Source organism: Rhodanobacter glycinis (assembly GCF_006438785.1).
Lineage (GTDB): Bacteria > Pseudomonadota > Gammaproteobacteria > Xanthomonadales > Rhodanobacteraceae > Rhodanobacter > Rhodanobacter glycinis_A.
Genome location: NZ_RCZB01000002.1, coordinates 25214 through 38112, shown reverse-complemented (window position 1 = coordinate 38112; position 12899 = coordinate 25214). Strand labels below are relative to the sequence as shown.

Genomic DNA, 12899 nt, shown 5'->3' with positions numbered 1-12899 from the left:
AAACTCGCATCAGCCGCGCTCGTCTCTCGAGGCATCGGGTCTGCATCTCGCTGCGTTGTACGTCGCGAACCACTGCGCCGCCGGTCCAGTTGGCGACGATGCACGATGGACGGTCGAGATTGTGAGATTCACGCCCGCGCGCGGCATCTCGTCAACATCGAGCACGACGAGACTGCCGTCGGCGAGGTCTTGTCGCACCATGTGCAGAGGCATGCTGCCGTAGCCGATGCCATCCTTCAGAACCGAAACCGGGGTCAGAGACGACTTTCTAAAAGTGCACTCTGACCCCGGTTTCCGCAAGCAGCAAGGGCCGCTAACGCGGCCCGACTGGCGCGATCTTGGCGCCGCATGAAACACAGCGGCTGGTGGTCAGCGACAGGACGGGCAACTACTCTTCGGCATAGCCGGGGAAGAGCAAGTTCGGGCCTATTGACTACGGACGGCGAAATGGTGAAACCATTTACCGATCACCGATGGCGTTAGTCGCTGCTTCCAGCCAAAAACGGAGGTTGATGGGTGATTAACTCGCCAGTTTCCCCCAACCTAATAATTTTTTCCTTATAAAACTCCAGCAACTCTTTCCAAGCACTCCGAGACCCACCTCCGGGCTCTTCACGATTGGCATCGCAAAGGGCTAGCTTGATCTTAACTACGTACCAAATTGCGGTATACCAATATTTATTAAATTGTCCCTCCTTTACCCCTACTTCACCTCCACGCACCTCTCGGAGCCATGGGCACGATTCCAACAACCGTTTATCTACAACGCCGCCGCGGTGAACGAGTGAATTTCGAATTTCAGACATTTCCAAAAACATCTTTGACACCCATTCATCCACAGATCCGTTGACTGCAACGGCATCGAGAACGATTTGAAATCGGCCATTCCCTTTCTTTAGAGTTGAAGCCCGAGTTTCCTTGAATCTACTTAGAATGACTTCTAGTCGTTCCGCGCCATCCACGTTGATAAACTCTGAGATGGACATCTTAAGTGCATGAAGTTGGGGAAAGGCGTCTAACGTAGACCCTCGAAGCCTTGACATTGCGATCTCATCAACGAAAGTCTCCAATATTGACCAAGTTCGGATTAACGCCAAGTTGTAGAGATATGGATGTCTTAAATCCACCTGCCTCTTCGCGAACTCTTCAAGTTCCTCAGCATCCTTTAGATCTCTAGCGAGTTCATTGCTGGACATTTCCTTATGGTAATGCTGATTAATACGGTGCATCGAATTGGTTATGGAAACTAACTCCGACGTTTGTGCAAATCCTATTTGGACAGTGCGAACAAATTTGCCCAGGTCAAAAAGCTCGCTAAAGTGTTTGTTTATTACGTCCACTTCGGGGAGGCCCTCTATCAGTTTTTGTTTAATTGCCCAGCTACTATTGACTATAGAAGCGAAGCTCTGAACCAGCACCTGGTATCAGCAAGAACCGGGTCAGGTTTACTTCTTTCGTCAATAAGTGAACCTGACCCCGTTAACTTTTTGGCACTTCGTTTTAGGCACTTCGTTTATTTTTTTTACTAGGGGCATTTGAGCTTAAAGTACGCGACTTCTGTCGGCGCGGTTATCCCTGCAAGCTCTTCAAGAAGTTTTAGCGCGACGGAGTGAATCTCACGGACGACGCGGATGTACTCCGCATCCTCCAGGCCAGCTCCCGCCTCCGCACGCCTGACGCTCACTTTGGCCATTGGGACTATTGCCTCAATGTGGGTGATTACGACTTGAAGGGATTCTATCCCTGAAATATCCAGGCGTTCATTGAAAAGCCGAGAATCGTGCAATTCTTTTGCCATTCGCTCAGCGGTTTCAGACAGATCAATCGCCAGCTTTCTCCTCCACTCCGCGTTGCCGATGCGATCAAAAAAGATCTCGAGGTCATGAAGCAATGGCCAAAGGTGCCGAACAATCCGTTTACGAATGTCGATCTGCAATTGATTTTCTTTGCTGCTCTCAACGATCCGCTGCAGGTTAAAACCTATAAAAACAGCCATAGCGGTGGCGACTGCACCAATAAGTGCCCCTAGCATCGACAACATTCCGTCGGAAAGATACCAACCGGCCGGATACTTGATTCCAACCCCGACCGCGACACCCAATGAGAACGTCAAGCCTGCAATGGCATGCTTGGAGATAAAGACGATAGTTTTTCCACTCATCTACAAGACCGAGCAGCAGAGGATGGCCCGAATCAATGGAAAGATATTCAATTTCGCTTACCTCTTCTAGCAGGCTCATTGAAAGCAACACTTAAAGGGTATCGCGCGTCGCTTCGCATCAATGTATTCAAAAGAATAGGCGTTAATTCACGGTGCCGATAGCACGCCAAAAAAAAGGGGGCAGCATTACTGCCGCCCCATTCTTCAAAGCCACAATGTGATGCTCGCAATCACCCGCACTTCGAATACCCACAATTCAAACACGTCTGACACCCATCCATCAGCACCAGCGCCTGCGTATTGCACTTCACGCACAGCGTGGCACCGGGCGGAAAGCCGGAGTCGTTGCTCTCGCTCTTGGCGCCGGCAGCCGCGGCTACGTCAGTGTTTTTTTTTGCCCCGGCCTGCTCGTAGGCAGCGCGCTTGTCGGCGATCAGCTGGCGGGTGGCGGCGTCCATCTCCGGATCATGGATCAGGCCGATGTTCTTCATGTGCTGCTCGATCACCGCGCCGATCTCGGCGACGATGCTGGGCATGTAGATGCCGCCGGATTTGAAGTAGCCGCCGCGCGGGTCGAACACGGCTTTCAGCTCTTCCACGATGAAGGTGACGTCGCCGCCCTTGCGGAACACGGCGGACAGGATGCGGGTGAGCGCCACGATCCACTGGAAGTGGTCCATGTTTTTCGAGTTGATGAAGATCTCGAACGGGCGGCGCAGTTCGTGCGGGGTGCCCTGGTTGAGCACGATGTCGTTGATGGTGACGTACAGCGCGTGCTCGAACAACGGTGACTTGACCTTGAAGGTGGAGCCGACCAAGGTTTCCGGCCGCTCGACGCTTTCGTGCATCTGGATCACTTCAGCCTGACGCGGCTCTTTCGGCGCGGCGGCGGTGACCGGGGTGGCGGCAACCTTGTCTTCGGGTTTGACCACGTTGTAGCCCGTGATCTTCTTGTCGATCTTGATCGCCATGGTGTTCGCTTCTTCTTGAGGTGTTGATGCCGGAGTGGACGCGGCGTGGTGCGAGAAACATGCGGCCCGGCGCATGGCCGGGCCGCATGCGGTGTTGCTTACTTCCGTTTTGCAGCGGCCTTCTTGCCGGCAGCCTTTTTCATCGCAGGCTTGGCCGACTTGACGCTCGCCTTCTTGCTGGCAGTGGACCTCTTTGCCGTCTTGGCGACGGCTTTCTTGCTGGCGGACTTCTTGACTGCCGCCTTCTTCGGTGCGGCCTTCTTGCTGGCCGACTTTTTGCTGCTGACCTTCTTTGCGACCTTGGCGGCTTTCTTCTTCACCACCTTGGCGACTTTCTTCGCGACCTTCTTCACCGCTTTCCTGGCGACGGAGGCTTTCTTGGCAACTTTCTTCGCGACCTTCTTGACCGCCTTCTTCACGGCTTTCTTGGCGGCGACCTTCTTGGCCGGTGCCTTCTTGGCGACCTTCTTGGCGGCGGCCTTCTTCACGGGTTTCTTGGCGGCAGCTTTCTTCGGTGCAGCCTTCTTGGCCGCAGCCTTTTTCGGCGCAGCTTTCTTGGCAGCGGCTTTCTTCGGTGCGGCCTTCTTGGCGGCAGCCTTCTTCGGTGCAACCTTCTTGGCCGCAGCCTTCTTCGGCGCAGCTTTCTTGGCGGCGGCCTTCTTCGGCGCCGCCTTCTTGGCCGGAGCAGCTTTCTTGGCCGCCGGCTTGTTCACCGCCGGTACGGCGACAGCCACGGGCGCGGCCGGCACGTCGGGCAGTACAGGCAGGACGACGGCAGGCGCGTCGACGACCGGTGCGGCGCTGCTGTTCATTTCAAATTCGTTGTCGATGGACATGCTGATGTTCCCCTCCGATGGACCGCTTGAGTTGTCGCACGCGGTAGACGTGCGACGGTTCAGAACTTGTCATGAGCCTTTGTTCGAAACCGCAAACAAGGCTCAGAACTTGCCGTAGTAGCCTTCCTTCAAGGCATCGAAGAGGTTGGCGGCGGAGTGCATTTCGCCGTCGTATTCCACCTGCTCATTGCCTTTCAGTTCGACAACGCTACCGTCTTCGAGCTCGAAGCGGTAGAGGGTGCTTTCAAGATCGGATTCCTTCACCAGCACGCCCTGGAATGCGGCGGGGTTGAAGCGGAACGTGGTGCATCCTTTCAGGCCCTGTTTGTAGGCGTAGAAATAGATGTCCTTGAAGTCTTCGTAGGGGTAATCGGTAGGTACGTTCGCGGTCTTGGAGATCGACGAGTCGATCCACTTCTGCGAGGCGGCCTGGATGTCGACGTGCTCTTTCGGGCTGATGTCGTCGGCGGAAACGAAGTAATCCGGCAGCTTGTTGTCCGCCTCGTCGGTGAACACCTTGGCATCGGCGTTGATCAGCGCGCGGTAGGCAAGCAGCTCGAAGCTGAGCACCTCGACCTTCTCCTTCGACTTCTTGCCTTCGCGGATCACGTTGCGCGAATAGCTGTGCGCGAAGCTGGGCTCGATGCCGTTGCTGGCGTTGTTGGCCAGCGACAGCGAGATCGTGCCGGTCGGCGCGATCGAGCTGTGGTGGGTGAAGCGCGCGCCGATCTCGGCCAGCTCGGCAACCAGGCTCGGCGCCACGCTGGCGATGCGCTGCATGTAGCGCGAGTACTTGGCATGCAGCACGCGGCCGGGGATGCTGTCGCCGACCTTGTAGCCATCGGTGACCATTTCCGGGCGCTTGCGCAGCATGTCGCCGGTGACGGTGAAGTCGCGCAGCAGGATCGGCGCGGCGCCCTTCTCCCTGGCCAGCTCCAGTGCCATTTCCCAGCCGGCCACGGCCATCTCGCGCGAGACTTCCTCGGTGAACGCGACCGCTTCGGCGCTGCCGTAGCGATGCTTGAGCATGGTGACGGTGGAACCGAGGCCGAGGAAGCCCATGCCGTGGCGGCGCTTGGACATGATCTCGTTGCGCTGCTGCTCCAGCGGCAGGCCGTTGATCTCGACCACGTTGTCGAGCATGCGGGTGAATACTTTCACCACCTCGCGGTACTCGTCCCAGTCGAAGCGCGCCTTCGGGCCGAACGGATCGCGCACGAAGGTGGTGAGGTTGATCGAGCCGAGCAGACAGGAGCCGTACGGCGGTAGCGGTTGCTCGCCGCAGTTGTGCGCGTGCAGGCCATTGCCGTCGAAGGTGTTGATGCCGGGCACCTGCACGTCGTAGACGTCCTCGACGCCATCGGCCTGCAGGGTAGCCACGGTGGCCACGAAGCGCTCGCGGTTGAGGTTGCGCTGGTAACCGGACAGGGCGGCCTTGAGGCGGGTCGCCTTGTCGGTGTCGGCAAAGCCGATCAACTCGGCGAAACGCTGCAGCGACTCGCCGGCGATGACCAGCTCGTGCTGGGCCTGGGTGGCATAGGCACGCGTACCGCCGTGGCCGTCCGGCAGCTGGCTTTCACCGGCAGCGCGGCGATCGCGGTAGATCCGCGACGGCATGCCCAGACGCAGCAGCATGCGCTGCACCGCCTCCAGTCGTGGCATATCCGACTGCGCCAGGCGCACGGACACACCCTTGGCCTGGCTGCCCTGCACCGAACCGTCGGCATCGAAGAAGCCGCGCAGGAAACCGCGGTATGCCTCGCTCGATGCCTGTTCCAGCGCCGGCGTGATCGCCTTGTCGCCAACGCTCATGCCGAACTCGAAGGCGAGGTCGCGCAGCGCGGCGGATTTCATGCGGAATTCGCCACGACCGCTCACTTCCGACCAGCCGGCAAAGTCGGCGCGATGCGGCAGCGTCTGCGCGCAGCGCAGGGCTTCGGCCATCAAGGCATGGGCAGCGCCATTCACACAGCCGTTTACGACGGCAGCCTGCGGCCACACCGACAGCACTGCGGCCTCGTGCTTGAGCGTGCCGTCACCGACCAGCATGCCGAGCAGGTAGCCCTGCTCCGCGGTCAGCGCGCCGGACCATTGCGCGTTGGCGCGGTGATCGTTGAGGAGCACGCGATCGCCCGGTCGCAACGCACCGGCGGCACACCATTCGGTGTCCACGCTCCAGCGCGTCAGACGCGAGACACGGCGTACGCGATGGTCTTCGGTCAGGCGCAGGCGATGACCTTCTTCGGTCTGCAAGGCCAGCACCGGCTTGGTCGCGGTACGGAAGAAACCTTCGGCGCCGGTGGTGTGATCCTTGCCGTCCACCCGCGCCATGAAGCCGTGGCCGAGCAGGTCGCTGACCTGGCGCGGGCCTTCGGATGTCTGCACCCAGGTATCGGCGGTAACACAGGGGTTGGTAGCGCGGATGTGCTCGCACCACCAGTTGTTGTTCATCTCGTTGACCTTGTCGATCAGGATGAAACCGGGCTCGGCGTAGTCATACGTCGAGACCATGATCATGTCCCACAGGTGCCGCGCGCGGATGTGGCTGTAGATCTTGCAGGCGACCAGGCCGTCTTCGCGATCGACGTAGTTCTCGTGGGTCGGCCATTCGCGCCAGATCACTTTGGTGGGATCGTCGACGTCGATCTCGTCCTTTTCCTTCACGTGCACCGGGAACACCAGCGGCCAGTCCTGGTCGTGCTCGACCGCTTCCATGAAGCCGTCGGTGATCAGCAGCGACAGGTTGAACTGACGCAGCCGACCGTCTTCGCGCTTGGCGCGGATGAATTCCTTGGCGTCCGGATGGCTGATGTCGAACGTGCCCATCTGCGCGCCGCGGCGGCCGCCGGCGGACGACACGGTGAAGCACATCTTGTCGTAGATATCCATGAACGACAGCGGGCCGCTGGTGTATGCACCGGCGCCGGACACGTACGCACCGCGCGGACGCAGCGTGGAGAATTCGTAGCCGATGCCGCAGCCGGCCTTCAGCGTGAGGCCGGCCTCGTGCACCTTCTCCAGGATGTCGTCCATCGAATCGCGGATGGTGCCGGAGACGGTGCAGTTGATGGTGGAGGTGGCCGGCTTGTGCGCCAGCGCGCCGGCGTTGGAGGTGATGCGGCCGGCGGGGATCGCACCGCGGCGCAGCGCCCACAGGAAACGCTCGTACCAGTGGCCGCGCAATTCGTCGCTGGCTTCCACGTCGGACAACGCGCGCGCCACGCGCTGGTAGGTGCCGTCGATGGTGATATCGACCGGCTCGCCGGACTTCGCCTTCAGGCGATATTTCTTGTCCCAGATGTCGTACGACGCGGGTTGTAGTGGAATTTCCACGACGGCATCACGACCTGTGGCTGAATTTGTGGCTGGGGCACGCATTGTGCTCATCGGCTTCCTGACCTCTCGGTGTGGCCTTGCGGCCCCCGTTGATTTTTATTTGATACGACGGTGTCGTTCACGCTATGTCCGCTGCAGCCAACAGGCCGTGAGGGTTGCCCTCCGGCCTTGTCCCACTTGATTCCGACGACAACGACTCCCCCTCAAGAGCGCGATGGTCGACACCAGTGCTTGTCTCGGCGCTGGCACTTGAACACAAGATGTTGTGGTTGCTATCGGATAGGCAAGTTAACCCTGACGCCGCTGGAAGTAAATACCCACGACGTCATTCGGGCCGATGGAACCGTCGCGCCCCGCGCCGGTCGAACCAGCGCTGCATCTGTCGCCCTATAAGAGGAGGAATCCATGTCGCCGCAACGCTCCCGACTTTTGCACTGGCTGGCCGGCCTGCTGGTGTCGATCACCGTCGGCGCCGCACCGGCGAGCGCCATCGCCGCCACCTTGCCGGCGGCAGTCGACGGCCAGCCGATGCCATCACTGGCGCCGATGCTGGCGCGGGTGACCCCGGCGGTGGTGAACATCTCCACCAGGACGCGGGTGCAGGTGCGCGATGCCTACTTCGACGACCCGATGGTGCGCCAGTTCTTCGGCCTGCCCGCGGCACCGCGCGAGCGGGTCGAGCAGAGCCTGGGCTCGGGCGTGATCGTGGATGCAGCCAAGGGCTACGTGCTGACCAACAACCATGTGGTCGGTGGCGCCGACGACATCAGCGTGACCTTGCAGGACGGGCGCACGTTCAAGGGCAGATTGATCGGCACCGACCCGGACACCGACGTAGCGGTGGTGCAGATCCCCGCGCAAAATCTCAAGGCGCTGCCGCTGGCCGATTCGACCCGGCTGCAGGTGGGCGATTACGTGGTGGCGGTGGGCGATCCGTTCGGACTGGGCCAGACGGTGACCGCCGGCATCGTGTCCGCGCTGGGCCGCTCGGGGCTCGGCGACACCGGCTACCAGAACTTCATCCAGACCGACGCCTCGATCAATCCCGGCAACTCCGGCGGCGCGCTGGTGAACCTGCGCGGCGAACTGGTGGGCATCAACACGATGATCTTCTCGCCGTCGGGCGGCAACGTCGGCATCGGCTTTGCGATTCCCAGCGCCATCACCAGCGAAGTGATGGGGCAGTTGCTGGCGCACGGCAAGGTGCAGCGCGGCAGCCTCGGCGTGCAGACGCAGGCGATCACGCCGCGCATTGCCCAGTTGCTGAAGCTGAAGGACAACAACGGCGTGGTGGTCACCGGGGTCAGCGACGGCTCGGCCGCCGCGCACGCCGGCCTGCAGCCGGGCGACGTGCTGACCACGCTCAACGGCAAGCCGCTGCGCAGCGAGCAGGAACTGCGCAACACCGAGGGCCTGCTGCCACTGGGCAGCACGGTGCAGCTGGGCGTGCTGCGCGACGGCCATGACCGCCAGGTCAGCGCCACGCTCGCCGCGGAGAAACTGGCCAGCGTCGACGGCGACCAGCTCGATCCGCGCCTCAGCGGCGTGCGTTTCAGCGAACTCAACGAGCGCCAGCGCAGCGACGGCCTCTACGGTGTGGCGATCGGTGCGGTGCAGCCAGGCAGTCGTGCCGCGCGCGCGGGGCTGACTACCGACGACGTGGTGATCGGCGTGGGCAACCAGCGCATCACCAGCCTGCACATGCTGCGCGGGCTGGCCGGCGTGAAGCCGCGCCAGCTGGTGCTGGTGGTCGCCGATGCCGATGGCACTCGCTATGTGGTGGTGAACTGAACCGCAGCGCGAAGCCGATCATCGGCCAAACCGTGGCGTGGATCGCCGGCCCGCCGTGTGCCGGCGCACAGGCTGGCGAACTGCCTCGCGCAAATCCATGAAAGTGCTTGATGTTTTGTGTTCAGGCCGATGGAATATCCTTTCCAGTTCACTCTATGTGCGCCCGCAAGGCGGCATACTCGCGCCATTACATCCACACATAATCATGCCGGGGTTCCCCACCACCATGTCCGTCCGTCTTGCCCGCCTGCTGTCCGTCGCCCTGATCGGGGCCTGCTTCGTCACTGCCCCGGCATTTGCCAAGAGTCACCCCAAAGCCAAGGCCAGGGCCAGCGCACCCGCGAGCGGCCCCACCCTGATCTGGCGCGGCGACGTCGCCACCGCCAACGGCGTGGTCAACGACGTGGCAGCGGCGTGGGAAAAGAGCGGTCGCGGTCATATTGAACTGCAGCCGTTCAACACCGCCTCGGGCATCGACGCGGTGGCCAACGGCACCGCGGATCTGGCCGGCAGCGCGCGTGCCGGCGACGGCAGCGCGCAGAACACCAACCTCACCTTCACCCCGGTGGCCTGGGATGCGCTGGTGATCATCACCCAGTCGTCCAACCCGGTCAGCAACCTCACGCTGAAGCAGGTGCACGACATCTACTACGGCAAGATCCACAACTGGAGCGAGGTCGGCGGCAACAACGCGCCGATCGATGTATATGCGGTGGCCAGCCCTGGCGACGGCGTGGAATTCAGCCTGCGCAGCCTGCTGTTCGGCCGCGGCAACCAGCCGGTGGCCGCGCCGCGGCTCTACGTCAACACGCGCAAGCTGGAGGAAGGCATCGCGCTCAATCCGAACGGCCTGGGTGTGACCACGCTCGCGGGCATCAGTGGCAACGGCAAACTCAAGGCGATCCCGGTCAACGGCAAGCGAGCCACCGTCGCCAACGTCGCCGATGGCAGCTATCCACTGTTCATTCCGCTGTACCTGGTGACCAACCCGAGCAGCCCGAAGGCCGCCAGTGCGCAGGCCTTCGTCGACTTCGTGCAGACCGAGCCGGGCAAGGCGGTGCTGCGCAGGCACGCTGTGCTGCCCTATCAGGATGGCAGCGCGCTGACCGCAATGGACAGCTCGCGCCGCAGCCGCATCCTCGCCGAAGTCGGTGCACGCGCCAGCCATGTCACGCCGGTCTCGGCACCGGGCGCGACCTATGCCGCGCGCGCTGCAGTGGCGCCCACCTCGCCCGATACGATAGCGGCCAGGACAGCGCTGGAAGCACGTCGTGCAGAGGCGGCGGACACGGCCCGGCTCAACCGCATCAGCGGCAGCGTGAGCGACGTCACCGTCAGCGGCGTGGCGCACGCCAACGGCTCGGCCACCACGGTCAGCCGGAACGGCAGCAAGGATTTCGGCAAGGTCACCGCCGACGCCAGCCAGACCGCGACGACCTACAAGGTGACCAAGGGCGACACGCTGTCGTCGATTGCCAAGCGGCATGCGGTCGAGGTGGCCAAGCTGCGCGAATGGAACCACCTGAAGAACGATCAGCTCAAGCTCGGTCAGGTGCTGCGCGTCAGCAAGCGCTGAGCCACGGCTGGCGTGCAGATACTCGCACTCACGCTGGATCTGGACGACACCCTGTGGCCGGTGCTGCCGGCGCTGGAACGCGCCGACCAGGCGGTCGACGCCTGGTTGCAGCAGCATCACCCCGATGTCGCACGCGCCTGGCCGATCGCGGCCATGCGCGAGCTGCGCGCACGGGTCGCCGCCGAGCGGCTCGACCTGGCGCATGACTTCACCACCCAGCGCCAGCTCACCCTGCAGCAGGCGTTTGCCGCCTGCGGCATCGCCGCCGCGCCGATCGAGGCGTTGTGGGAAATCTACTTCGCCGCGCGCAACCGCGTGGAGCTGTACCCGGACAGCCTGCCGGCACTGCAGCGGATCACCGCACGCTGGCCGCTGGCCAGCCTGACCAACGGCAACGCCGACCTGCAGCGCATCGGTATCCATGCGCACTTCGCCCATCACGTCTGCGCCCGCGACAGCGGCGTGGCCAAGCCCGATCCGCGGATTTTTCTGGCCGCCGCCGAACGGCTTGGCGTGGCGCCGCAGCAGATCATGCACGTCGGCGACGATCCGGCGATGGACATGATCGGCGCGCGCGATGCCGGTCTGCGCACTGCCTGGATCAATCGCGATGCGCAGCCCTGGCCGGCCGAACTGGGACCGCCACCGGAGCTGGATCTGCGCGACATGACTGCGCTGGCCGACTGGCTCGAAGCACAGGCTCCTGCTGCCGAGGGCCGATAGGCAGCGGCGGGCATTGCGCGCATCATTGGCGATTCGCCATCCATGGCACACCTCGCGTCGTGCCAACGCAAGCCAGAAGGAATCCGCATGTCCGCCCTGATCGAACGCCAACCCGGCGGCCGCCACAGCATCGCCATCGAAACCACCGATGCCGCGCATTACGCCGCGACCCGACGCCGGCTCAGTGCGCCGCAGCGCCGCTGGTTGAGCGACAGCGGTTTCGAGGCGGCAGCGGGCACCTTCGCGCTGTTGTCCGATCCCGCCGGCAAGCTGGTGCGCGTGCTGGTCGGGATCGATCCGGCCGATCCGCTGACGGCACTCGCGGCGTTGCCGTGCGCCCTGCCCGAGGCCAGCTACCACCTTGCCGCCGAAGGTGTGCTGAGCGATCCCACGCTGGCGGCACTGGGCTGGGCGCTGGGCGCATATCAGTTCGGCCGTTATCGCCAGCCGAAGCGTGCGCCGGCCCGGCTCGCCGTGACCACCGCCGAACTGCAGCAGCTGGCGCCGCTGGTGCAGGCCACCGCGCAGGTGCGCGACCTGGTCAATACACCGACCGAGGACATGGGCCCGGCGCAGCTGGCGGAATCGGTCAAGCAGCTCGGCAAGACGCACAAGGCGAAAGTGCGCGAGTGGGTCGGCGACGAACTGCTCAAGGCCAACTTCCCGACCATCCATGCCGTAGGTCGCGCCAGTCATCGCGCGCCACGACTGGTGGAGCTGAGCTGGGGCAAGGCCAGCGATCCGAAGCTGGTGGTGGTCGGCAAGGGCGTGTGCTTCGATACCGGCGGGCTCGACCTGAAATCGTCCGACGGCATGCGCTGGATGAAGAAGGACATGGGCGGCGCCGCGCATGCGATCGCGCTGGCCGGGCTGATCATGCAGGCGAACTTGCCGCTGCGGCTGACCCTTCTGATTCCGGCGGTGGAGAACGCGGTGGCCGGCAACGCGATGCGTCCGGGCGAGGTGATCACCACTCGCGCCGGGCTGGCCGTGGAGATCGACAACACCGACGCCGAAGGCCGCCTGGTGCTGTGCGACGCGCTGGCCTACGGCGCCGAGCAGCAGCCCGAACTGATCATCGACTTCGCCACCCTCACCGGCGCCGCGCGCGTGGCGCTGGGGCCCGACCTGCCGGCGCTGTTCGCCAACGACGCGGCAATCGCCGCCGCCGTGCTGGCCGCCGGTCGCACGGTCAACGATCCGCTGTGGCAGCTACCGTTGTGGCGGCCGTACCGGCGCATGCTCGATTCGTACCTGGCCGACTTCGCCAATGCCGGCTCGTCGCGCCACGCAGGCGCGATCACCGCGGCGCTGTATCTGGAACGCTTCGTGCCGGACACCATCCCATGGCTGCACCTGGACACCTACGCGTGGAACGACGCCGATCGCCCAGGCCGGCCGCGCGGTGGCGAAGCGATGGGTTTGCGCGCCGTCTTTGCGTTTCTGCAAAACCGCTACATGCGCTGACCTTGTCGGCCCGGCCACCAACGCACGACACGCAGTCG

Annotated in this window: 10 protein-coding genes; 4 read left to right on the top strand and 6 right to left on the bottom strand. The window is 62.9% G+C overall.

Features of this window, described 5'->3' with window-relative positions; genetic code table 11:
* Nucleotides 1-9: 9 nt before the first annotated feature.
* The 6 genes from EAH75_RS20160 to EAH75_RS08295 all read right to left on the bottom strand — a co-directional run bounded on the left by EAH75_RS20160 (nucleotide 10) and on the right by EAH75_RS08295 (nucleotide 7355).
* Nucleotides 10-357: a LysR substrate-binding domain-containing protein gene (locus tag EAH75_RS20160; protein ID WP_428993502.1), complete on the bottom strand. Its 348-nt coding sequence runs from the start codon at nucleotides 355-357 to the stop codon at nucleotides 10-12.
* Between the two features lie 122 nt (nucleotides 358-479).
* The gene (locus EAH75_RS08315) at nucleotides 480-1418 is read right to left on the bottom strand and encodes a hypothetical protein (RefSeq protein ID WP_140805119.1); all 939 of its coding nucleotides are present in this window, start codon (nucleotides 1416-1418) and stop codon (nucleotides 480-482) included.
* Nucleotides 1419-1525: 107 nt separating this feature from the next.
* A complete protein-coding gene (locus tag EAH75_RS08310; protein WP_140805117.1) occupies nucleotides 1526-2161 on the bottom strand; it encodes a hypothetical protein in 636 nt (211 codons plus the stop codon).
* Between the two features lie 230 nt (nucleotides 2162-2391).
* A complete protein-coding gene (locus tag EAH75_RS08305; protein WP_140805115.1) occupies nucleotides 2392-3132 on the bottom strand; it encodes an NrdJb in 741 nt (246 codons plus the stop codon).
* A 98-nt stretch (nucleotides 3133-3230) separates the two neighbouring features.
* On the bottom strand, nucleotides 3231-3968 hold the full coding sequence (locus tag EAH75_RS08300) for a hypothetical protein (protein ID WP_140805113.1): 738 nt from the start codon (nucleotides 3966-3968) through the stop codon (nucleotides 3231-3233).
* Nucleotides 3969-4070: 102 nt separating this feature from the next.
* Nucleotides 4071-7355: an LAGLIDADG family homing endonuclease gene (locus EAH75_RS08295; RefSeq protein WP_140805111.1), complete on the bottom strand. Its 3285-nt coding sequence runs from the start codon at nucleotides 7353-7355 to the stop codon at nucleotides 4071-4073.
* Between the two features lie 354 nt (nucleotides 7356-7709).
* Here EAH75_RS08295 and EAH75_RS08290 point away from each other — a divergent pair, with 354 nt between their 5' ends.
* The 4 genes from EAH75_RS08290 to EAH75_RS08275 all read left to right on the top strand — a co-directional run bounded on the left by EAH75_RS08290 (nucleotide 7710) and on the right by EAH75_RS08275 (nucleotide 12861).
* A complete protein-coding gene (locus EAH75_RS08290; protein ID WP_140805108.1) occupies nucleotides 7710-9095 on the top strand; it encodes a DegQ family serine endoprotease in 1386 nt (461 codons plus the stop codon).
* Nucleotides 9096-9321: 226 nt separating this feature from the next.
* Nucleotides 9322-10671 carry a LysM peptidoglycan-binding domain-containing protein gene (locus EAH75_RS08285; protein WP_170212696.1) on the top strand — a complete coding sequence of 450 codons (1350 nt, stop codon included), beginning with the start codon at nucleotides 9322-9324 and terminating at the stop codon, nucleotides 10669-10671.
* Between the two features lie 12 nt (nucleotides 10672-10683).
* On the top strand, nucleotides 10684-11394 hold the full coding sequence (locus EAH75_RS08280) for an HAD family hydrolase (RefSeq protein ID WP_140805104.1): 711 nt from the start codon (nucleotides 10684-10686) through the stop codon (nucleotides 11392-11394).
* Nucleotides 11395-11481: 87 nt separating this feature from the next.
* On the top strand, nucleotides 11482-12861 hold the full coding sequence (locus EAH75_RS08275) for a leucyl aminopeptidase family protein (protein WP_140805102.1): 1380 nt from the start codon (nucleotides 11482-11484) through the stop codon (nucleotides 12859-12861).
* Nucleotides 12862-12899 lie beyond the last annotated feature (38 nt).